The organism is Burkholderia sp. Ac-20353 (assembly GCF_017104785.1).
Classification (GTDB): domain Bacteria; phylum Pseudomonadota; class Gammaproteobacteria; order Burkholderiales; family Burkholderiaceae; genus Burkholderia.
The window spans coordinates 42,413-63,271 of sequence record NZ_JAAGPL010000002.1 but is presented as its reverse complement, the minus strand read 5'-3'; the positions used below and the strand labels follow the sequence as shown (position 1 = coordinate 63,271).

The window sequence follows — 20,859 nt, the reverse complement described above, 5'->3', positions numbered from 1 at the left end:
CCCGTGCCGTTCCTTTCCCATCCGCGCACGCCGCGCCCGACGCTGCAAAGCGTGTTGCGCCGCGCACACCTGCGCCTCGCGTTCGTCGCCGTCGCGATGGCCGCTGTCTCGTTGATCGTCGTCGCCGTGATCGCATTGCGTTCCTATGCAGGCAACAACCTGAACCTGCTGTCCCGTTCGCTCGGCTATACGGTCGAGGCGGCGCTGGTGTTCGGCGACCGCATCGCGGCGGCCGACGCGATCAGGCTGATCGCCAGCGAAGAGGACGTGGCCGAAGTCGTCGTCACGGATGGCAAGGGCCAGCCATTCGCGACGTGGATGCTGCCTGCCGTCAGCCCGATCGCCAGGATCGAGCGGGCCGTCGCCGACATCGCGCTGCCCGGGCCCGTGACCACCCCGGTGGTGCACGACGGCATCTTCGTCGGACAAGTCGAAGTGCGCGGCCGGGGGCACCAGTTCTTCCACTTCCTGCTCGGCGGCGTCGGCGGCATCCTCGGCTGCCTTGCGGTCAGCGTGCTCGGCGCTTATGTCAGCTCGAAGCGCGTGTTGCGCAACATCGTCGCGCCGCTGCGCGCGCTGGCCGGCGTCGCACACGCGGTGCGGCGCGAGCGCGCGTTCGAGCGGCGGGTCGAGCCTGTGGCGATCGCCGAACTGAACCAGCTCGGCGACGACTTCAATGCGTTGCTCGACGAATTCGAAGACTGGCAAAACCACCTGCGCCACGAGAACGCGTCGCTCGAACACAAGGCAACGCACGATGCCCTCACGGGCCTGCCCAACCGCGTGCAGTTCGAGTCGCGCCTCACGCTCGCGCTCGGCGAGGCGAAGGTGACGGGGCAGCGGGTCGCCATCCTGTATCTCGACTGTGATCGTTTCAAGGAGATCAATGACTGCCTTGGGCACGACGTCGGCGACGCGGTGCTGATCGACATCGCGGCGCGGCTGCGGATGCAGTTGCGCGAGGCCGATCTGGTTGCGCGGCTGGGCGGCGACGAATTCGCCGTGATGCTGGCGCCGATGCGCGACGCGGGCAGTGCCGGCCGGATCGCCGACGGCATACTATCTAGCATGATGGCGTCGACCGTCCTGCCCGATGGCCGCACGGTGGCCAACACGGTGAGCATCGGCGTGGCGCTGTATCCCGATCATGCTTCCGACGCGAGCGGCTTGCTGCGCGCGGCAGATGCGGCGATGTATCGGGCCAAGCGCGCGCATCCGGGCTCGTGGCAGTTTGCCGAAGGTGTGGCGGGACCTGCTTGATGGCCGTGGCCTCGCGCGGTGGGCGGGGGCGTTGCAAGGGATTGATGGGATTGAAGGGATTGAAAATACAAGGGCTTGAAAATACGAGGGTGTGAAAAATAAGCGCGCGCGATGCGGGCGCACTCGAATGGGAGGCGACGATGAAACACGCGTTTCCAGTGAGTATTTGGCGAATGGGCATCGCGGGGGCGCTGCTGCTGAGCATGCTGCTCGTGGGCTGCAAGTCGCCGCCGCTTTACCGTGGGCTGACGCCGACGCAGGTCAAGGTGCTCAAGTCGGCGGGATTCGAAGAAACGCCGCAGGGTTTTGAGTTCGGTTCGACAGGGCCGATCCTGTTCGACTTCGATCGCTACAACCTCAAGCCGGATGTTCGACGGATCGTCGAGCGCATCGGGCACACGCTGGCGTCGGCGGGGATCAACGGCGTGCATGTCTATGGTTACTCGGACGGGGAAGGTACGGAAGCGTATGACCTCGAGTTGTCCAGAAGACGTGCCGAGATCGTGAAGATCGAACTCGTCGACGTGGGGCTTGCTGCCGCGCGCGTCGCGATCACCGGGAAAGGGAAGATCGATCCGGTGGGGGATAACCATACGTCGGGCGGACGGGCGCAGAACCGGCGGGCGGCGATTGTCGTTTCGCCGCGGTGAGGGGGGGAGCCAAGCCGTTCGTAAAAGAGCCTGGCCTGGAAATCATGCGTGTCGAGCCAGACACTATGGCATCCACGAGCCAGTGCCTCCTCCTCGGCCAACTGCATGAGACGTGTGCCTAAGCCCTTGCCACGAGCCTCTGCAGGGACAACCAGCAGGTCAATTTGAAGCCAGCCGTAACTCGTCGCACCCCACAGCCCACCTGCAACATTTTCTTCATCGTCCTTCAGAACGACTGCGAGAGGACGAAAATTTATCGGACCCGTCTGGCTTTCGTTGAAATGCACCAGTGGCCCCGCGATTTGCTTTCGGACGTTTGCGTCCCCGGAATCAGTCACCGTGTAATTGAATCTCATCGAAATGCTTTGTGCTGGAGGCAGTTGCAGAATTCGAAAGTGGCCACCTGTCGCCTGTCGCGACGACACATTTGATCGGGCGCAAGCGCGCCGCGATCACGGCTCTCGTGGTCGCGATGGCGAGTACACTGACTAAGCATTAAAAGCAGGAGAAAGTGATGGCTAACTCTGACCCCAAAAGCACCTTCCGAGGGCTGCCGCTCACCGCGGAGCAGGACGCGGAAGTGAGGCACTACATCAAGGACCGGACTCGGCGTGGGTTGCCATGGGACACGTCGGAGTTGCGCGCAATGCTCAAGGACATGCTGCAGCCCCCGGGTGAGGGCGACGGAGATGCCGCCTTCCCGGTAGATGAAACCAGAGCGGCCGCCGAGCGCGCAACGGCGTCGGTTGACGAAGCGATGGACCCCATTGAAGCGAGCGAGGAATGGAATGCGGCCATGGAGTCGGAAGGAATGAAAGGACCCAGACGATAAAATCCGGGCAACGATGCTCGCTTTCCCCACCCGTACTCGCGGTTGGCGGCACCACGCTTCAATTTCCCCAGAGCGGCGGGCTCATCGTGACGTCGTAGCCAGCGAACATGACGTTGAAGCTGACGCTCACGCGTGCTTGAGCGCTCGTGTTCGGTGACACCGAATGCGGTAGCCAGGCGGGAAACACCAGCAACGTGCCTTCGCTGACCGGCAACACCACCTGATCGGTGTTGTAAGCCGTCAGCCCGGTGACGGGTGGACGAATGACGGTCGCCTGTGGGCGCGGATCATGAAAATTGATCGTGTCGGCACCGGGTTGCGCGCGCAGGTAATACACGCCGCTCAGGAAATTGTTCGGATGACTGTGCATCGCGTGTGCGCCGCCGGGATCCAGTACATTGACCCAGCATCCGGTAATGCGAAACGGGGCATCCGCGACTTTGAGAAACGTCAGAACGTCGCGTGCGGCCTGTTCGATATGCGCGATCAGCGCAGCACACTCCGGCCTTTCGTGTTGCTGGTGACCCGATTGCCATGCGGCGCCGGTGCGGGTGCCGCCACCGCTGCGTATCAACGTGTCGACATACGCGATCAGCGCCCGATCAAGCGGCTCGTAGCACGCCTGCTCGAGGCGACGCGACCATACGAAGGTCGGGAAAAGTCGGACGATATCCGCGGCGGAGGTTTCCATTGCCAGTTGCGCAACGCGCTGGTCGTGATGCTCATTCATCACTATAGGCGTGGATCTATTGCGCCCGCGTCGAATCGGTCAGCTCGTCGGCCTCGCGTTTCAACCTGTCGCCTTCAGCCGAACGTTGCGTGTGGCTGAGCAGCGTGCCCAGATTTCGCAACGTGCGCGCTTCGTCCTGCCGCCAGGTCAACGGATCGTCGTGTGCGAGCTTGCGGTACAGATCCAGCGCACGGCGCCATGCGTCTTCCGCTTCGCGTGGCTTGCCCGTGCGGCTGTAGAGCACACCCAGGTTGTTCAGTATCCGCGCCTCGTCGGGCTGGTACGCGGCAGGCGTATCGCGCGAGAGCGCGTGAACGATCTGCAGCGCCTGCTGATACGACTGTAGCGCCTTGGCCGGCTGGCGTTCGAGACGGTACAGCACGCCCAGATTGCCCAGCGTACGCGCCAGGTCGGGCTCGTAAAGCGCGGGGGTTTCGCGGGCGAGCTGTTGACGGATCTTCAGCGCTTCCCGGTACGCGTGCTCTGCTTCCGGCAGCCGTTCGCTTGCGCTGTACAGGTTCCCGAGGTTATTCAGCGTGCGCGCAAGGGCCCGACGCCAGGCGGCGGGGTTGTCGTGTGCGAGCGCGCGCTGGATGTCGAGCGCTTCCAGATACGCGCGTTCCGCGTCGCGCGTGCGCTGTGTCGCACTGTAGAGGATGCCGAGGTCGTTGAGCGTGGTCGCGACCGCGGGCCGGTACATGGCCGGGTTCTGGCGGGCCAGCGCGCGGTCGATGGCGAGCGCTTCGCGCCACGCGTCCGCCGCTTCCTGAAGGCGTTGCGTGTCGCGGTACAACGTGGCGAGGTTGTCGATGGTTCGAGCCACTGCGGGACGGTAGGCCGAAGGGTTCACGCGCGCGAGCGCCCAGTAGATTTCGAGCGCGTGCAGCCACGCGGCCTCGGCTTCCTTCGGCTGCTGCCGCATCAGATACAGGTTGCCAAGCTTGTCGAGCGTACGCGCGACGGAAGGCTGCCACGCGCCGGGCTTCTGCTGCGCAAGTGCCCGATACTGGCTCAGCAGCACCCGATACACGGGCTCCGCGCGCTCGGGCTCGTGCTGCACGAGCAATGTGTCGGCGAATGCCGTGGCGATGTCCGTATCGTCAGGTAGCAACGCATGGGCCTTCTCCAGGTACGGCAGCGCGTTCCACGGCATGAAGCGCAGCAGTTCGATGCTCGCCGCTTCGTAGTTGCGCGCGGCGGATAGCTGGGCGGTAGTGGGTGCTTGGGCAACGAGCCGCATGAGCAGTGCAGATGCGTTGTCCAGATCGACGCGCTTCGCGGCTTCGTTGAGCTGCAGTTCGGCGGGATCTGTGCTCCGTGCGATCGACATTCTTCTCAGCAGATCTTCATAACGTGCGTTCCATTTCGACGCTTCTGCTGTGACGTCGATATCGGCGCGCGTCCGGATCTGCAACGCAAGGCTTTCGAGGATCGGTTCGAAGTTGACGAACGCGGCGTCTGGGGTGGATTCGCCGTGTTCTGTCTGCAAGAAGACCGCGTGCAGCATCACGTTGGCCGCTGTCGCCAGCGCAACACGTTGCGCGGCGGAGAGTCCGTCGCTCTTCACGGCGCGGCTCAGGCGCTCCGTGACGCGCGCGAGCGCGGGCGCGGAAACGGCGCAGCGGGTCCGCACTTCGAGCCCGTCGTGGACGTCGACCTCGGAGAACGACGGCGAACACGCACCGGCCACCTCCGCAGCCGCGCATGTCGCGGACAGCGCGGCCAGCGCGATGCCGGACAGAATCTTGCCCGCACTCATTTCCAGTCAGGTCTTCAGGCTTGCCGGGACGGCGTTGCGCGATGCGGCGCTCAGCGCCTGCAGGCGATCGCCTCGATTTCTATTTTCGTGCCAACCATGTTCGTCGCCTGCAAGGTCGATCGTGCCGGCTTGTTCCCGGGGAAGAACGCCGCGTAGACACGATTGAATACCGCGAAGTCGCGTGCGTCTTCGAGCCAGACGGTGGTTTTCACGACGTCGTCGAGCGTGCAACCCGCAAGCGCGAGCACGTGGGCGACATTCTTCAATGTCTGACGGGTCTGCGCTTCGATTCCACCGTCGACGAGGCTTCCGTCTTCGTTTCTTGCAACCTGACCTGAGACGAACACCAGATCGCCCGCTTTCGTCGCCAGCGAGCGCGGAAGGTTGCGGGTAAGCGGATTGCTCTCGGCAAAGTACTCGATCGCCATTTGAGTCTCCTTCGGTCGGTCAGTCGCCTGCGTCGGTCGTTGACGACGCAGCGTATCGCGGAAAAGCAGCGCTGCCGGCTCCGCATGCTCGGCAGGCAAACCGCTTCGCCGCGCTCGTGGATCGAGGAAGGTGCCGATGGCGCATCACTTCACGGCAGCATTCCCTCCATCGGCGAACAGCGCCGAACCGGTGACAAAGCTTGCCATGGGACTCGCAAGAAAAAGCGCTGCGGATGCAATCTCGTCGGGTTGGGCGATGCGCTTCATCGCATGGAGCCCGGCTGCCCATTCCTTCTGTTTCTGGTCCCCGCCCATCTCGGTGTCAACACCGCCCGGCAACAGTGCGTTTGCCCTGATTCCTTGTGCTGCGTAGTCAGCGGCAATTCCTTTTACCAGTCCCATTAGCCCCGCCTTCGATGCGCCATACGCGGCCATGCCGGGAAGACCGACACTGGTTCCTACGAAGCTGGAAGTGAAGACGATTGAACCACCTCCGCGCTCGAGCATCGCGGGTATCTGGTTGCTTGCCCCCAGAAAGGCCGCCGTCAAATTGGTCGCCAGCGTTTGCTGCCAGTCTTCCAGTGAGATGTCGGCGAGTGGCTGGAGCGGTCCGACAGTGCCGGCGTTGTTGATTGCGATGTCGAGGCCACCAAACTCACGCACGGCCGTCGCGACGAGCCTTTTATGCGTATCGATATGACTGACGTCGCCAGCGCATGCATAGGCCCGCCCACCCTGACTACGAATCTCGTCTACAACCTGATTCAGTCTGGTTTCGCCCCGTGCCCCCAAGACGACCGACGCGCCCTGCGCGGAGAACATCAGCGCGATCGCACGCCCGATACCGGTAGATGCGCCGGTGATGATGGCGACTTTTCCTTCGAGTACGGTCATTTGTCACATTTCCTTTTTGTCAGGTTAGTGACGGCAATGTATGTGACCGTACCCGATCGGACACTCCGTTTCTTGCTCTCAGAGTACGCAACGCAGCAATTTCTTGCTTCACTGACGCAGCCCGAACACGCTGTGCCACAGCACGCTGAAAAAGTCCGCGTGCGAGCGTTCACCGGTCGTCCGGGTGTCATCTTTCGATGCGTGCGCCGGTGACGGTTGCGACATCTCGTCCGATTTTTGTGCGTCCCGAGTCGATGCGGACTGTTCTGTCGTCTCGTCATCTTGCGGCATCGGCGCGTCACTGTCCGCGTTCCGGGACGCGCCCGGCCGGCGCGACGCATGCAGCTCGACCACGCCGCCAGCAATGCGTTCGGCGAGTTGCTCATCGCAATCTCGGCCGAGCAGCACGCCGAACACGACGTCGCGATTGTGCCCTTGTTCCGCGAAGCGCATCGCCAATGCGACGAGCCGCGCATATTCGGCGTCGCGCTCCGCCTGCAAGCGCTCTTCTTCTTCGCGCAGGCGCGCGTGACGGAGCATCTCCTCGGCATAGACGGTGTCGTAGACGCGACGTTGCGCGGGGTCGGAGAGTATCGCGTAAGCCTCCTTGATCTCCTGAAACCGCGCATGAGCGGACGCTTCGCCGCCAACGTTGCGGTCGGGATGCGCTTTCATCGCGGCTCTGCGGTAGCCGCGCTTGATTTCCTCGTCGGTGGCGTCGTCGCGCACACCAAGCAATTCGTACAACGTCATCATGGCGCACCGGGCGAAAGTCGGGTCGTGCCGATCGTAGCATGTCGCCGTGGCGGCGATGTATCGCGCGTGACGTGCGTCGCCTGTCCGCCGACAGCCGGCGGTTGGCCCTCGACGCATCGGCATTGTCGGAATAGATCTTGCCGGCTGCCAGAAGCACCAGCAGAACCGCGATCAGGGATTTCCGCTTCTTGTACCAGCCCGGCGCGTTGGCAGCCAACGCATCGTGCTCGTTCGTCGACTTTCGCTCGATCCGCCGATGCAGCCACCATGAAAGCACCGCCGACGGCACGATCGCGCCCGGTATCGTCATCAAGTAGATGCCCGCCGGCGAAGCTTCGCCCAGCAACCAGTAGTTCGTCAGCAACGCATAACCGGCCGTCAGCGAAACCCCGACCGCGATACCGCACGATACCGTCTGCCAACGGCTCAATCGCAGCCCCAGCCAGCCAATGACGATTCCGGTCAGGCCGGCGGGAAGGCCGTAACCCATGAAAAAGACGCCAACGGAAAGCAGTGGCAACATCCGGAAGTAAAACCCGGACGAGCCGCTCGTCAGCATGCCGCTCACAAGAAATATCGCGTACATCAGCGCTGTCACGCATGCTGCGCCGATCACCGGCGCTGCCAGGAAAAAGACGCCGCCTCCGACTGCCGCGTTTCGCATGGCGCTGGTCGATTTGTTCCCGTTACCGGCCGAATCAGTCATCAAGTTCTTTGGATCGCACGTTGCCCCGGAAACGAATCATCCCATCGGGCACGTCGATTGTCGACAATCCTCGCCCATCCGGTGCACACCTGATCGCGCCGCGCCGATCACACCGCGCGAAGCAGCGCCTTCGGTTCGAGAAACGCGTCGATCCCGAACGTACCGTATTCGCGGCCGATACCCGATTGCTTGAACCCGCCGAACGGCGCCGCCGGTTCATGCGCGAGCGTGTTGACGAGCACGCGTCCCGCTTCGATCTGTGCCGCGACTTCCGTTGCGCGCGCGGCATCGGATCCGCAGACATAGGCCTGCAGGCCGTAGCGCGTGTCGTTGGCAATCGCGATCGCGTCCTCGGTATCGCGGTACGGAATGATCGACAGCACCGGACCGAAGATCTCGTCGCGCGCGATCGTCATGTCGTTGCGCACATCGCTGAAGAGGGTCGGCCGCACGAACCAGCCCGCGTCGACGCCATGCGGGCGCCCCGCGCCACCCGCAACCACGCGCGCGCCTTCGTCGATTCCGACGCGGATATAGTGCTGCACCCGGTCCCATTGCTTTCGGCTCACCATCGGGCCGATGCGCGTGTGCGGGTCACGCGGGTCGCCGGAGTGGAATTCCGCGACGGCGTGCGCGATCTTCTCCTCGAATTCGGCCAGCCTTGCGCGCGGCACCAGGATGCGCGAGCCGGCGATGCACGCCTGCCCGCTGTTCATGAAGCCCGCTTCGAGCGCGAGCGGCACGGCTTCGTCGAAGTTCGCGTCGTCGAGCACGATCATCGGGGACTTGCCGCCCAGTTCCAGCGTCACGCGCTTCAGCGTGTCTGCCGCCGTGCGCAAGATCGTCTTGCCGACTGCCGTCGATCCCGTGAACGAAAGCTTGGCGACGTCGGGATGCGAGCAGATCTCCGCGCCAACGGTTTCGCCGCGCCCCGTGACGATATTGAACACGCCCGGCGGCAGCCCCGCTTCATGCAGCGCCTCGGTGACGACGCGCGTCTGGGTCGCGCTCATTTCGCTCGGCTTGATCACGGCCGTGCAGCCCGCGGCGAGCGCCGCAGCGAGCTTGCCGCAGATGAAGCCTGCGTTGCTGTTCCACGGCGTAATCAGCCCGGCAACGCCGAGCGGATGCATCACCACGTCGGCCGATCCGGCGCGACGGACGAACGGATAATTCTCGAGCGTCCGCGCCGCATGAAGCAGCACGTCGCTCGCGTGGCGGGCCATCCAGCGGCCGCGCGACACCGGGGCCCCATATTCGTCGACGATCGCGTCGAACAGTTCGTCCTCCTTCGCGGCGACGGCCGCATGCAGGCGGCGCAGCATCTCGACGCGCTCGGCCTTGTCGGTGCGCGAGAATGCCGGGAATGCCCGCCTGGCCGCCGCGATCGCGTCGCGTGCGTCGTCGGCATCGGCAAGGCGGACCTGCCCGATCACCTGCTCGGTCGATGGATTGAAGAGATCGAAGCGCTCGTCGCCGTGCGGTGTGACGAAGGCGCCGTCGATGTAGATGTGGTCGATGATCTGCATGGTCGGTCCGAAAGTGTGGTGTCGTGCATGCAAGATAGGCCGTCATCATTGAACTGACTAGCCGTACAATCGGGGATGACTTGTTGAGCAAAACGGGACAATGAAAACATCCGGACTTGCCGAGCTGGAAGCCGTGCTGGCCGTCGCGCGTCATCGCAGCTTCCGCGCGGCCGCGAGCGAACTGAGCGTGTCGACCTCCGCGCTGAGCCATGCGGTCGCGGCGCTCGAAGCACGCATCGGTGTGCGGCTGTTCAATCGCACGACCCGCAGCGTGTCGCTGTCGGAAGCGGGCGCCCAGTTCGTGCGTACGGTTGCGCCGGCCCTGTCGACCATTCAGGAAGCATTCGAGCAGGCCGGCAGCTTCCGCGACACGCCGTCAGGCACGTTGCGCATCAACACGTCGTTGGGCGCGGCGAATCAGGTGATGCCGGTCCTCATCGCATTTCTGGAGCGCTATCCGGAGATGAAGCTCGACATCGTCACCGAAGGGCGGCTGATCGACATCGTCGTCGAGGGGTTCGACGCGGGCATCCGTCTGATCGAAACCGTGCCGCAGGACATGATCGCCGTGCCGTTCGGCGACAGGCAGCGCTTTGCCGTCGTCGGCAGCCCCGCGTACTTTGCGCGGCACAAGCGTCCGCGCACCCCGTCGGATCTCGTCGCACATCGGTGCATCCGCAGCCGGATGCCGAGCGGGTCAATCTACCAGTGGGAATTCGAACGGCACGGCGAGACGTTGCGCGTCGACGGCGACGGTGCGCTGACGCTGGACGATGCAGGCCTGATGCTGGCCGCGGCGCGCGCCGGCCTCGGCCTCGCGTACCTGACCGAATGGAACGTCAACGCGGACCTGGAGGCCGGCACGCTGGTGCGCGTGCTTGAAGACTGGACGCCGGCGCTGGATGGGTTGTGCCTGTACTACCCGGGCCGGCGCCATGCTCCCGCGGGGCTGCGTGCACTGATCGACACGATCCGCGAATATGCGGACGCCAATGCGGCGCGGGTGGCGGGGCAGCGGAAACGTCGCACGCCGTCGGCGCAACGCGCGCAGAGCTGACGGCCATGCTACTCGCGCCGGCGATCAACCTGCCTGTGCAAGAAACAATTCGATTTCCTCAGCAAGCCAGTCGCGCAGCGCGCATACCTTGGGGTCGTCCCGGCTTCCGATGCGATAGACGAGATCATGTCCGCGCTCGGCCTCGAGACGGAACTGCGGGAACGGTGCAACCAGACGTCCGGCCGCAATGTCGTCCGCGACGATCACGCTGCGCCCCAACGCCACGCCTTCGCCGCGGATCGCCGCCTCGATGGCCAGGCTCCCGTGACTGTAGGCCATGCCGCGATCGCTGCGCACGCCTTTCACGCCGGCCAGCGCGAACCATTGTTCCCAGTTGGCCAGCATGCCGTCCTCATGCAGCAACGTACAGCCGGCAAGGCTCGCGGCGGAAGACATGCCCGCCATCTTCTCGCGATAGGCAGGACTGCAAACCGGTGTCACGGTCTCCTCCAGGATCCGCTCGGCGAGGACACGCGGATAACGGCCGCTGCCGTAGCGTATCGCCACGTCCACGTCTCGGTCGTTCAGATCGACGTACGTGTCGGTTACGTCGAGATGGATGTCGAGTTCGGGATGGAGCGCCTTCAGCCGATGCAGCCGCGGCGCGAGCCACTTGTTCGCAAACGAAACGCTCACGTTGATCTTCAGGCGCGCGACGTTGTCGTTCGCACGCAGGCGTTCGGATTCCTTCGTCAGGTCGGCGAGCACGCGGGTGACGGCCAGCAGGAACTCGGCGCCGGCTTCGGTCAGGGCGATGCGCCGCGTCAGGCGCTGGAACAGCGCAACGCCGAGATCGGTTTCGAGCGTCTTGATGTGCCGGCTCACCGCGCCATGCGTGACGTGCAGTTCCTCGGCCGCCAGCGTCATGCTCAACAAGCGCCCGGTTGCTTCGAAGGCGCGCAGCGTCTGCAGTGGGGGAAGCCGGTCGAACACGGTCGAGCTACGTGTGAGTTGTACTCACGCATTATATGACGACAAATGGTTTGTCAGTGCGGGTGGCTGCGATCAATATCGTCTTGCCGCCACGCGGGCGCCGTTGACCGGGATGCGTGGCGCGGCGCTTCGATCGCGTCGGCGGTGGCATTGCGTTTGCGCTTCGTGCCGGAAGCAGCGATGCCCCGTGTGTCTTTCACCGTTCCCGGTTGGCATGTTGTCGTATCGATCATGGATCTTCTCGTTTTCAAACTCGTTGCCACGCCGCTGTTGCTGTTGGCGGCCACGATGGCCGCTCGCCGCTGGGGCGAAGCGATTGGCGGTTTTCTGGTGGGATTGCCGCTCACGTCGGGACCGGTCTCGGTGTTCCTCGCATTGGAGCACGGACCCGCTTTCGCGGCGCAGGCGACGGCCGGGTCGCTGGTCGCGACAGCAGCGCAAGCGGCGTTTTGCGTCGCCTATTGCCGGCTCGCGACGCTGGGATGGCCGGCGGCCCTGGCGGGCGCCAGTGCGACGTTTGCCGTCGTTGCCGGCTTTCTGCAATGGAGCGCGCTGCCGGAAAATGGCCTGTTCATCGTCGCGATTCTGGCCGTCGCGCTCGCGCTGACCCGGCTTCCCAATCACGTCGCCAGGGCCGGCCGGCTCGATCCGCCGGGGTGGGATCTGCCGTTGCGGATGGCGTTGATCGCCGGGCTCGTGATCAGCGTGACGCTGATCGCGCCTTACGTCGGGCCCGAAGCAAGCGGCGTGCTCGCGTCGTTCCCGTTCATGGCGATCATTCTCGCGGTGTTCGCGCACCGCATGGCCGGCCACGCAGCCGCGCAGCAATTGATGCGCGGGATGGCGGCGGCGCTCCCGGGCTTTGCGTCGTTCTTTTTCGTGCTGAGCCAGACGCTGACGCGGATGAGCCTGGTTGCGGCGTACGGTTGCGCGATTCTCTGCACGCTCGCGATACAGGCGGTTTCGTTGTACCGGATGCGTGTTCCGGTTGCGTTGCCGGTGAAGTAAGTCCACGGCGATCCGTCAGCAACGCTGCAGCCATTTTCCTCGCCCGTCAGGCGCATGCAGTTGCGTCTCTCGTGAGATATGCGAGAGACGCGAGTTTGCTCTGCATTCACCTTCGATGCAATTCAGCGCAATTCCGGGAAATCTTCTTCCCAGTACTCGTCCTGCAGCCGCGTGAGCCCGGCCGCACGCTCCATTTCGCGACGACGCAGCTCGACGCGACGAATCTTGCCGGAGATCGTCTTTGGCAGCTCGCTGAACTGAAGGCGACGAATTCGCTTGTAAGGCGCGAGCTTTTCGCGCGAGAAGCGGAACACGGCCCGTGCGAGCTCTGGACCGATCTCGTAACCGTGCCGCACGGTGACAAATGCCTTCGGCACGGACAGGCGCAGAGGATCCGCGCTCGGCACGACGGCTGCTTCGGCGATCGCCTCGTGTTCGATCAGCACGCTCTCCAACTCGAATGGACTCAGCCGGTAGTCGGACGACTTGAATACATCGTCTGCGCGGCCGACATAGACGAAGTACCCGTCGTCGCGGCGCAGTGCGACGTCGGACGTGTGATAGAAATCACTTCGCATCGCCTCGGCCGTGGCTTTCGCGTTGTTCGCGTATCCGGTCATCAGACCGAGTGGACGCTGGGCGAGCGGTAACGCGATCTCGCCTTCGGCGACGACATGGTCATCCGCATCGACAAGTTCGACGCGGTAGCCCGGCATCGGTCTCCCCATCGATCCGGCAACGACCGGCTGGCCCGGAGAGTTACCGATCTGGCAAGTGGTCTCGGTTTGGCCATAACCATCGCGTATCGTGATGCCCCACGCATGACGAACGCGTTCGATGACCTCTGGATTCAATGGTTCCCCCGCACCGACGATCTCGCGCAGCTTCACGGGATACGTTGCGAGCGGCTCCTGCACGAGCATCCGCCAGACGGTGGGCGGCGCGCATAGCGTTGTGACGCCACACTGAACGAGCACGAGCAGCGCATCCTTTGGCACGAAGCGCGCATAGTCGTAGACGAACACGCACGCCTGCGCATTCCACGGCGCGAAGAAGCAACTCCACGCATGCTTCGCCCACCCCGGTGAACTGATGTTCCAGTGAATGTCGCCCGGTTGCAGGCCAATCCAGTACATCGTCGACAAATGGCCGACGGGGTAGCTCTGATGCGTATGCTCGACGAGCTTTGGCTTCGACGTGGTTCCGGACGTGAAGTACAACAGCAGCGGATCAGTCGCTCGCGTTGGACCGTCCGGCTCGAATATGGCGCTCGAGTCGTATGCACGCTCAAGAGCGATCCAGCCTTCGGCGCAATGCTGTGACGCGCCCACTGCGAAGCGCTTCACGCCTGCAGTGAGTGCGTCGAACTTCGTCAACTGCTCTTCGTCGACAACGACAAAGCGTACGCCGCCTGCTTCGATACGCTCGCGCACGTCGTCCGGTGACAACTGCGTCGTCGCGGGCAGTACCACGGCGCCGAGCTTCATCGCGGCGAGCATGACGTCCCACAGTTCGACACGGTTCGGCAGCATCAACAGGAGCCGGTCGCCGCGCTCGACGCCTTGGGCGCGCAGGAAATTCGCCATCCGCGACGATCGTTCGGACATCTGGGCGAATGAGAAGTGTGTTCCACTGCTTTCGGGACCATCGACAATCCACAGCGCCCGATTGTCGTTGTCGCGCGCCATCACGTCGAAGTAGTCGAGCGCCCAGTTAAACGTGTCGAGCTGAGGCCACTCGAACTCATGATACGCACGCTCGTAGTCGGTGCGGTGACGCAGCAACAGGTCGCGTGCGTCGAGGAAAGCCTGTGTGGAACGGGTGTACTGGGTCGTTGTCATCTCACGCCTATGTATATAGCCGGACTAATGGAAAGAAACCTGGTTCGCCGCCACTACCGTGTCGGTGCCACTCTTGTCATCGGCGGACGGCACCGACTTGATGCATGACGGTTTGGTTGTCGGTTGCGGAAAACTGGCCACTGCGTTGCCGATCGAGCAGGTGATCGCGTCTTGGTCAGTCGCATACGCCATGGACGTGTTCACGGAGAAAGATGCGGGTCCGGTCGAAGGCCCTCGACGCACTTTCAGGGTGGTAGTGCAGCGGATCGCCTTCCCGATGGAATGCGTGCCCCGCAGGATAGGAGCGCACGAGCGATCCCGGTGAGTCGCGTTCGAACGTCCGCCATTCCTCGGAAGAGAATTGCGGGTCGAACTCACTGCAGTGAACCAGCGTCGGTATTTTCACTGCCTCGGCGAGCCGGGACGGATCGCATGCGCCGCAGTAAATGACGCAGGGCGTCGACAATGTCTGGGCGGCGTGCAGCGCGATTTTTCCTCCCCAACCGTAGCCGATGATCGCGATATCGCCAGCATGACCAATCGCGTCGGCAGCCGTTGCGACAAGCTCGGTGGCGGTTTCGAATCCGAGTTGCAATGTCAGTTCGTTGCCGAGCTGATGATCGCCAGGCGCATAGTCGAGTTCGACCTCACGCCGAATGTTGTCGAACAGCGCGGGAACGACCGTCAGATATCCGTCGGCCGCATATCTGTCGGCGAATCGACACATGTCAGTGTTAACGCCGAACATCTCGTGAACGACAACGATGCCACCGACCGGTCTATCGTCCGGTTGTGCCAACCAACCGTTCATCGGGCCATGCGTGGTCGCCATCGTAATCCAGTGACTCATCTGTACCTCATCGAACAATAAGAACGCGAACCTCGCATTCGACCCTCGCACCAGGCCGTGCGTGTTGGCTGACCGCAAGTCGATACGGAACCGGATCGACCGCGCGACTCTGGACTCAACTTCCGGCAACGCTTGCGCAGAGCAACCCGAATCGTTGTTCTGGACCCACCGTGCTCCAGCCCAGACATACGAGGAGAGGCGTGTTTTTGCTGCTCTGCAGCAGTCTGGAATCGAGTCGAATTCGAGCGCCGGAAACCAGAATCTTCGTTCGCAGCATGGTGCGGTGCGCAATATGCAGGCAAGCAAAGTTGTTGACGAGGCACATCTTAGAGGTTCAAGATCTGATCCGCAACATACAAACAGACGGGATTGTCTGTTTGTTGTGAGATACGACAAACGAACATCAATGGAGTGAGGAGATGAGGCTTAAAGGAAAGGTGGCGATCATCACCGGTGCGGCAACCGGTATCGGCAATGCGATTGCCAACGCATATGTGGCGGAAGGCGCAAAAGTCGTGATCGCCGACGTGAAGGGAGCAGAATCTGCAGCAGCCGAATTCGGTTCGGACGTTGCGCTGGGCGTCCACGCCAACGTGGCAGATCCGGACAGCACCAAGGGGATGGCCGCCGCAACGTTGGAGCATTTCGGCAAGATCGACGTGCTGGTCAACAACGCGGGCATTTTCACGGGACTCAACGGCGTCCCGATGGAGGCCATCTCGGTCGACGACTGGGACAGGCTCTATGCCGTCAACGTCAAGGGACCGTGGCTGTGCACGAACGCCGTATCGGGCGCGATGCGCGAAGGCGGTGGCGGAAAGGTCATCAATATCGCGTCGGTGATCGCCCACCTCGGCATTCCATTCATGCTGCACTACGTGTCGAGCAAGGGTGCTGTCGCTGCGATGACCCGGGCGATGGCGCGCGAATTCGCGGCGACCAACGCACGGATCACGGTCAATGCCATCTCACCTGGCTACACCCACTCCGCGAACGCAGTTGCGAATACCCAGCAGCACGAACAGTTCGAAGGTGTGTCTGCGCAGATGCGCACGATCGAACGTTCGCAGGTCCCGGCTGATATTGCCGGTGCGGCGCTCTGGCTCGCGAGCGACGAAGCGTCTTACGTGAACGGGCAGAACATCATCGTGGACGGCGGCATCTTCATGAGCCTCTGACCTCTTTGTCCAACGATATCTGTCCATCGCAAGGTACCGCGGAGTCGCACCCATGAACGCAAATCCTGAACATGTAGCAAACCCGACCGGGTTCCAGAACCGGAACCTGATCGGCGGCCAGTGGAAAGAGGCGGCCTCCGGCAAGTCGATTGCCGTCGAGAATCCGGCGAACGAAGAGATCATCGCGGAAGTCCCGCAAGGTGGCCACGAGGATATCGACGAGGCCGTGAAGGTCGCGCGCGCGACCTTCGAGTCTCCCGGCTGGCGAAAAATCCGGCCGATCGATCGTGGTCGGATCCTGGAGAACATTGCCCGCAAGGTGGAGGAGCACGCCGACGAGTTGGCCTATCTTGAGTCGCTGGACACCGGCAAGGCCATCTCGTTTGCCAAGCTCATCGATCTGCCGTCGACCGTCGACGTGTTTCGGTACATGGGCGGGTGGTGCTCCAAGCTGGCCGGCACGACGCCGCCGATCTCGTTCGACGGGAAGGAGTACCACGCGTACACGCGCCGCGAACCGGTGGGGGTGGTTGGTGCGATCACGCCCTGGAATTACCCGCTCGCGCTGGGCTCCTGGAAGATTGCCTCGGCACTGGCAGCGGGCTGCACGATGGTGCTGAAACCCACCGAGATGACACCACTCAGCACGCTCCGCCTGGCCGAACTGTGCCTGGAGGCAGGGCTGCCGGAAGGTGCGCTGAACATCGTCAACGGCTATGGCCATGAGGCCGGCGAGGCGCTGGCGCGTCATCCCGACGTCGACAAGATCACGTTCACGGGATCGACGGTGGTCGGCAAGAAGATCGTCGAATACTCGCTGGGCAACATGAAGCGCGTCACGCTGGAGTTGGGCGGCAAGTCGCCGAGCATCGTCTTCGCTGACGCGGATCTGGATCAGGTCGGTCTGGGTGCGGCGCTTGCGGTCTTCTTCAATTCCGGGCAGATCTGCTTCGCGGCCAGCCGACTGTTCGTCCAGGAAAGCGTCTATGACCGTGTCGTCGAAGCCGTCGCTGCGATGGCATCGCAGTTCAAGGTGGGCAACGGGCTGGAAGCCGACACGATGCTCGGGCCGCTCGTGTCCCGCAAGCAACAGGAGCGGGTGCTCGGCTACGTGCAGTCGGGCATCGAGCAGGGTGCCCGGCTCGTCTGCGGTGGCCAGAGGATCGGCGAGAAAGGCTACTTCATGCAGCCGACCGTGTTCGCCGATGCGGACCAGTCGATGAGGATCGCGCAAGAGGAGATCTTTGGTCCGGTCGTGAGCGTGATCCGCTTCAAGGACGAGGCGGAAGCCATTCGCCTTGCCAACGATACGACGTATGGCCTTGCCGCCAATATCTGGACGCGTGACATCAAGAAGGCGCATCGCGTGGCTCACCGTTTGCAGGCCGGATCGGTATGGATCAACTGTCATGGCGTGATCGACGCGGCAGCGCCATTCGGCGGGTTCAAGCAGTCGGGCTGGGGCCGTGAGGTGTCGGAAGAGGGATTGTCCGCGTACACCGAAACCAAGACGGTCTGCGCGTTGCTCGACGATTGAGCGCATATCGGACTCGAGGTTTGTACGTTCAGGAGGAGACTGATCATCATGTGGGAATACATCAAGTACTACTTTGCCCCGCTCGTGCAGGTGCTGGCGGTCTGGGGGTTTTACCGGGGCGCGGATTTCACGTGGATCGCAATTGCCGCGTTCCCGACGATCGCGATCCTCGACGCGCTGCTTCCGCTCGATCTGTCAGCGCGCAGGATGAAGAGTCATTTCTGGGCCTATCTGCCGGTCTGGATTTCGACGCTTCTGCTGCCGGTCATGTACGGCGTCTTTGCCTGGTCGGTCGGCCATCACAATTTGACCGCGTTGCAGATGGCGGCCGGCGTGGCGGGGATGGCCTGGCTGTCGGTCGTACCCGGCGTGCCCGCGACCCATGAGCTGTATCACTCGCGTGGGCGCCTTGCGCGCTTCGTCGGACGCTACGGGCAGATCGCATTCCTCGACACCATGCGCATGGAGGTTCATGTGGTCGGTCATCACCGCGATGTCGGGACTGCTGACGATTGCGACACGGCGCGTCGGGGCACCAATCTGTACCGGTTCGTTGCCCAATCCATGTGGGAGTCGACCCGTCTCGAGTTGAAGCTGGATTCGGACACGCTGGAAAAGCGGGGCCATTCGCGCTGGTCGATTCGCCACTCGCTCTGGCGTGCGATCCTTGCAGTCGCCGTGTTCCTGGCAATCCTGTATGTGATTGGCGGCTGGAAGGCAGCCGGCCTGTCTCTGATCGCGATGGTGATCGCGCGTTTCTGGGTCGAGGCATTCAATTACTACCAGCACTTCGGACAGATTCGTGTGGTGGGCACGCCGATCGAGAAGCGACACGTCTGGAACCACTACGGGACGCTTTCCCGCCTGTATGCGTTCGAGATCACCAATCACGCCGACCACCACCTGAATTCCTATATCCCGTACTACAAGCTGGTGCCGGACAGGCAGGCGATCATCATGCCGAGCATTATCGTCTGCTTTCTTTCGGGCTTCATTCCCCCGCTTTGGTACAGCCGAATCATCAAGCCGGCGCTGCGACGCTGGGACAACGAGTTTGCTACGCCGGCGGAGCGCCGACTGGCGATGGAGCAAAACCAGAGCGCCGGGTGGGACGACTGGTTCGACGAGCCGCCCGGCAGCCCGAGGCGACCGGGCGCGGGTTCGTTGGCAAACGGCTGAACGGCGGACTGAACGGAGAGCGATGTGACTGTTACCTCAAGTTTCGGGCCAAACCCGACCAGGGACCGCCAGCGACGCATGATCGGCCACGGCATGCTGATCCTCCTGATCGGCCTGCTGGCGGGGATCGGATTGTTGGTCAGCCTGATCGGCGGTCTGGAAGCATGGCCCGGCAAGCTGTTCGCTTTCGACCTGCCCGGCAGCAGCAGTGCGTGGGTTCGCTTCCATATCGGGCAGTTGCTCAATGCGTTCTTGATCGTGCTGGTGGCGCTGGTGCTGCCCGTGCTCGAATTCGAGCACGGAAGTGAGCGACGCATCGGGTGGTTGACCGTGGGAGTTGGCTGGGCCAATACGTTTTTTTATGCGGCGGCTCTGTTCGCGCCGAACCGCGCGCTGACGTTCGGTAACAACCGGTTGGGCGACGCCAATTTTGCGTCCCTGATCGGATTGGCGCCTGCGCTGGTGTTCGCCGTCGTTTCTGTAGTCATCGTGGTCGCGTTGACTCGGCAGGCGTTTCGACGCCTGGCGTAACCGGCTACTCCAAATTTTTCGTGGTGTGATGCGAGACCTTCTGAAATCTGTCTTCGGTAAAGCAAAGCCGAAGCAACTGCGAATCCTTCCGCAAGACGTGACGGTCGAACTCGTGCCGGGTCAGACGCTGCTGGAGGCCGCGCTGGCCAATGGCATCGCCTATCCGCACGATTGCACGGTCGGCACCTGTGCGTCGTGCAAGAGCCGCCTGAAGCAAGGGCGGGTTCGAGAAGCGACGCCGTTCGGATACACGCTGTCCAAGGATGAACTGGACGCCGGCTATATCCTCGCGTGCCAGGCGTTTCCTCGCGACGAACTGACCGTCGTGGAGATCGAGCCGGCTGCTGCCGATCTCCTGCCGCCCGAGAAATATGCTGCGAACATCATGGCGACGGAGCTGCTCACACATGACATCCTGAAGGTGACGGTGCAGACGGACCGTCCCGTCAGTTATTCGGCCGGTCAATATGCGAATTTGCGCAAGACCGGTGCCGGTCGCGCCCGATCCTACTCTTTTGCGAACGCGCCGCAACGCAAAGGCAGGACGACGCTGGAGTTCTATATCCGCAAGGTTCCGGGCGGTGAGTTCACCGAGGCGCTGTTCAGCGGGCAATTGAATGGGGCGCCGCTGGAAATGGAGGGACCTTTGGGAACCTTCCATTTGCGGGGCGGCGATGCTCCGATGGTGTGCGTTGCCGGCGGCAGCGGCCTGGCGCCGCTGATGAGCGTTCTTGAACATGCAAGGGTCAACCGCATCAAGCGCAACTGCACGCTGTTGTTCGGCGCGCGGACGCAGGCTGATCTGTACCAGCTGGGCGCTATCCAGAATATTGCCACCCACTGGCAAGGCGACTTTCGGTTCATTCCGGTACTGTCGCACGAACCGATCGACAGCGACTGGCGTGGTGCGCGAGGGCTGGTCACCGACCACATCGACGCCGGGTTCTGCACCGGGGCCGAGGGGTATCTGTGTGGCCCGCCGCTCATGATCGACGCGGCGATAACCACGCTTGGCCGACATGGCATTCCGGTCGACAAAGTGTTCTACGACAAGTTCACCGATAGCGGAGCCCGTTAAGCGCCAGTCAGTCCGGTAGCAGCATAGCCAATACGATATGGAGTCCATATCAATAGACCGTTCATTGACATGGACACCGGTTGGGAGCGGCGATCACGCCGCACAACGAGACAACAGATATAA

At 62.9% G+C, this 20,859-nt stretch carries 20 protein-coding genes and 1 pseudogene; 10 read left to right on the top strand and 11 right to left on the bottom strand.

Annotation, left to right across the window (positions count from 1 at the left end):
- Positions 1–3: 3 nt before the first annotated feature.
- A complete protein-coding gene (locus G3N94_RS00335) occupies positions 4–1,260 on the top strand; it encodes a diguanylate cyclase (protein ID WP_346778620.1) in 1,257 nt (418 codons plus the stop codon).
- Positions 1,261–1,400: 140 nt separating this feature from the next.
- Entirely contained in the window at positions 1,401–1,910 is a 510-nt protein-coding gene (locus tag G3N94_RS00330; protein WP_205789632.1) for an OmpA family protein, read from the top strand.
- A 17-nt stretch (positions 1,911–1,927) separates the two neighbouring features.
- Here G3N94_RS00330 and G3N94_RS00325 read toward each other — a convergent pair.
- A pseudogene (locus tag G3N94_RS00325) lies at positions 1,928–2,266 on the bottom strand (GNAT family N-acetyltransferase); the annotation flags it as partial.
- 158 nt (positions 2,267–2,424) lie between these two features.
- On the opposite strand from G3N94_RS00325, the gene G3N94_RS00320 reads away from it, so the two are divergent.
- Positions 2,425–2,742: a hypothetical protein gene (locus G3N94_RS00320; protein WP_205789631.1), complete on the top strand. Its 318-nt coding sequence runs from the start codon at positions 2,425–2,427 to the stop codon at positions 2,740–2,742.
- 58 nt (positions 2,743–2,800) lie between these two features.
- Here G3N94_RS00320 and G3N94_RS00315 read toward each other — a convergent pair whose 3' ends face one another.
- The 6 genes from G3N94_RS00315 to G3N94_RS00290 form a co-directional block, all read right to left on the bottom strand.
- Positions 2,801–3,472, bottom strand: a complete 672-nt coding sequence (locus G3N94_RS00315; RefSeq protein WP_241021454.1) for a 2OG-Fe(II) oxygenase family protein — start codon at positions 3,470–3,472, stop codon at positions 2,801–2,803.
- Between the two features lie 16 nt (positions 3,473–3,488).
- Complete coding sequence (locus G3N94_RS00310; protein WP_205789630.1) at positions 3,489–5,231, bottom strand: tetratricopeptide repeat protein; 1,743 nt, start codon at positions 5,229–5,231, stop codon at positions 3,489–3,491.
- Positions 5,232–5,281: 50 nt separating this feature from the next.
- On the bottom strand, positions 5,282–5,659 hold the full coding sequence (locus G3N94_RS00305) for a RidA family protein (RefSeq protein WP_205789629.1): 378 nt from the start codon (positions 5,657–5,659) through the stop codon (positions 5,282–5,284).
- A gap of 144 nt (positions 5,660–5,803) precedes the next feature.
- A complete protein-coding gene (locus tag G3N94_RS00300; protein WP_205789628.1) occupies positions 5,804–6,553 on the bottom strand; it encodes an SDR family oxidoreductase in 750 nt (249 codons plus the stop codon).
- Between the two features lie 108 nt (positions 6,554–6,661).
- Complete coding sequence (locus tag G3N94_RS00295) at positions 6,662–7,309, bottom strand: J domain-containing protein (RefSeq protein ID WP_205789627.1); 648 nt, start codon at positions 7,307–7,309, stop codon at positions 6,662–6,664.
- Between the two features lie 813 nt (positions 7,310–8,122).
- Positions 8,123–9,544, bottom strand: coding sequence for an aldehyde dehydrogenase family protein (locus G3N94_RS00290; protein ID WP_205789626.1), 1,422 nt, complete (start codon positions 9,542–9,544; stop codon positions 8,123–8,125).
- A 100-nt stretch (positions 9,545–9,644) separates the two neighbouring features.
- On the opposite strand from G3N94_RS00290, the gene G3N94_RS00285 reads away from it, so the two are divergent.
- Positions 9,645–10,601 carry a LysR family transcriptional regulator gene (locus G3N94_RS00285; RefSeq protein WP_205789625.1) on the top strand — a complete coding sequence of 319 codons (957 nt, stop codon included), beginning with the start codon at positions 9,645–9,647 and terminating at the stop codon, positions 10,599–10,601.
- A 24-nt stretch (positions 10,602–10,625) separates the two neighbouring features.
- Here the strand turns inward: G3N94_RS00285 and gcvA are convergent, their stop codons facing one another.
- Positions 10,626–11,534 (bottom strand): transcriptional regulator GcvA, encoded by a 909-nt coding sequence (gene gcvA, locus G3N94_RS00280; protein WP_205789624.1) that lies wholly within the window; start codon positions 11,532–11,534, stop codon positions 10,626–10,628.
- A gap of 53 nt (positions 11,535–11,587) precedes the next feature.
- Positions 11,588–11,767, bottom strand: coding sequence for a hypothetical protein (locus G3N94_RS00275; protein WP_205789623.1), 180 nt, complete (start codon positions 11,765–11,767; stop codon positions 11,588–11,590).
- Here G3N94_RS00275 and G3N94_RS00270 point away from each other — a divergent pair.
- A complete protein-coding gene (locus G3N94_RS00270) occupies positions 11,766–12,542 on the top strand; it encodes a hypothetical protein (RefSeq protein ID WP_205789622.1) in 777 nt (258 codons plus the stop codon). The two genes, G3N94_RS00275 and G3N94_RS00270, sit on opposite strands and share 2 nt — an antisense overlap.
- Before the next feature lie 122 nt (positions 12,543–12,664).
- On the opposite strand, the gene G3N94_RS00265 is transcribed toward G3N94_RS00270, so the two are convergent.
- Together G3N94_RS00265 and G3N94_RS00260 are read right to left on the bottom strand one after the other, a co-directional pair.
- A complete protein-coding gene (locus tag G3N94_RS00265) occupies positions 12,665–14,383 on the bottom strand; it encodes an AMP-binding protein (protein WP_205789621.1) in 1,719 nt (572 codons plus the stop codon).
- 175 nt (positions 14,384–14,558) lie between these two features.
- Positions 14,559–15,233, bottom strand: coding sequence for a dienelactone hydrolase family protein (locus tag G3N94_RS00260; RefSeq protein WP_205789620.1), 675 nt, complete (start codon positions 15,231–15,233; stop codon positions 14,559–14,561).
- Positions 15,234–15,652: 419 nt separating this feature from the next.
- Between G3N94_RS00260 and G3N94_RS00255 the strand changes: the two genes are divergently transcribed.
- The 5 genes from G3N94_RS00255 (at position 15,653) to G3N94_RS00235 (ending at position 20,736) form a co-directional block, all read left to right on the top strand.
- On the top strand, positions 15,653–16,411 hold the full coding sequence (locus tag G3N94_RS00255) for a glucose 1-dehydrogenase (protein ID WP_205789619.1): 759 nt from the start codon (positions 15,653–15,655) through the stop codon (positions 16,409–16,411).
- A 52-nt stretch (positions 16,412–16,463) separates the two neighbouring features.
- Positions 16,464–17,948, top strand: coding sequence for an aldehyde dehydrogenase family protein (locus G3N94_RS00250; RefSeq protein WP_205789618.1), 1,485 nt, complete (start codon positions 16,464–16,466; stop codon positions 17,946–17,948).
- 84 nt (positions 17,949–18,032) lie between these two features.
- Positions 18,033–19,127, top strand: a complete 1,095-nt coding sequence (locus G3N94_RS00245; RefSeq protein ID WP_346778619.1) for an alkane 1-monooxygenase — start codon at positions 18,033–18,035, stop codon at positions 19,125–19,127.
- 24 nt (positions 19,128–19,151) lie between these two features.
- Complete coding sequence (styC, locus tag G3N94_RS00240) at positions 19,152–19,658, top strand: styrene-oxide isomerase StyC (protein WP_205789616.1); 507 nt, start codon at positions 19,152–19,154, stop codon at positions 19,656–19,658.
- A gap of 28 nt (positions 19,659–19,686) precedes the next feature.
- Entirely contained in the window at positions 19,687–20,736 is a 1,050-nt protein-coding gene (locus G3N94_RS00235) for a 2Fe-2S iron-sulfur cluster-binding protein (RefSeq protein WP_205789615.1), read from the top strand.
- Positions 20,737–20,859: the final 123 nt, after the last annotated feature.

Coding starts and splice junctions, on each gene's coding strand:
- G3N94_RS00260 (WP_205789620.1), bottom strand. CDS start 15,233: ATGAGTCACTGGATTACGATGGCGACCACGCATGGCCCGATGAACGGT.
- G3N94_RS00315 (WP_241021454.1), bottom strand. CDS start 3,472: ATGAATGAGCATCACGACCAGCGCGTTGCGCAACTGGCAATGGAAACC.
- G3N94_RS00290 (WP_205789626.1), bottom strand. CDS start 9,544: ATGCAGATCATCGACCACATCTACATCGACGGCGCCTTCGTCACACCG.
- G3N94_RS00295 (WP_205789627.1), bottom strand. CDS start 7,309: ATGATGACGTTGTACGAATTGCTTGGTGTGCGCGACGACGCCACCGAC.
- G3N94_RS00275 (WP_205789623.1), bottom strand. CDS start 11,767: ATGATCGATACGACAACATGCCAACCGGGAACGGTGAAAGACACACGG.
- G3N94_RS00330 (WP_205789632.1), top strand. CDS start 1,401: ATGAAACACGCGTTTCCAGTGAGTATTTGGCGAATGGGCATCGCGGGG.
- G3N94_RS00265 (WP_205789621.1), bottom strand. CDS start 14,383: ATGACAACGACCCAGTACACCCGTTCCACACAGGCTTTCCTCGACGCA.
- G3N94_RS00285 (WP_205789625.1), top strand. CDS start 9,645: ATGAAAACATCCGGACTTGCCGAGCTGGAAGCCGTGCTGGCCGTCGCG.
- G3N94_RS00310 (WP_205789630.1), bottom strand. CDS start 5,231: ATGAGTGCGGGCAAGATTCTGTCCGGCATCGCGCTGGCCGCGCTGTCC.
- G3N94_RS00255 (WP_205789619.1), top strand. CDS start 15,653: ATGAGGCTTAAAGGAAAGGTGGCGATCATCACCGGTGCGGCAACCGGT.
- G3N94_RS00305 (WP_205789629.1), bottom strand. CDS start 5,659: ATGGCGATCGAGTACTTTGCCGAGAGCAATCCGCTTACCCGCAACCTT.
- G3N94_RS00320 (WP_205789631.1), top strand. CDS start 2,425: ATGGCTAACTCTGACCCCAAAAGCACCTTCCGAGGGCTGCCGCTCACC.
- G3N94_RS00270 (WP_205789622.1), top strand. CDS start 11,766: ATGGATCTTCTCGTTTTCAAACTCGTTGCCACGCCGCTGTTGCTGTTG.
- G3N94_RS00250 (WP_205789618.1), top strand. CDS start 16,464: ATGAACGCAAATCCTGAACATGTAGCAAACCCGACCGGGTTCCAGAAC.
- G3N94_RS00235 (WP_205789615.1), top strand. CDS start 19,687: ATGCGAGACCTTCTGAAATCTGTCTTCGGTAAAGCAAAGCCGAAGCAA.
- G3N94_RS00300 (WP_205789628.1), bottom strand. CDS start 6,553: ATGACCGTACTCGAAGGAAAAGTCGCCATCATCACCGGCGCATCTACC.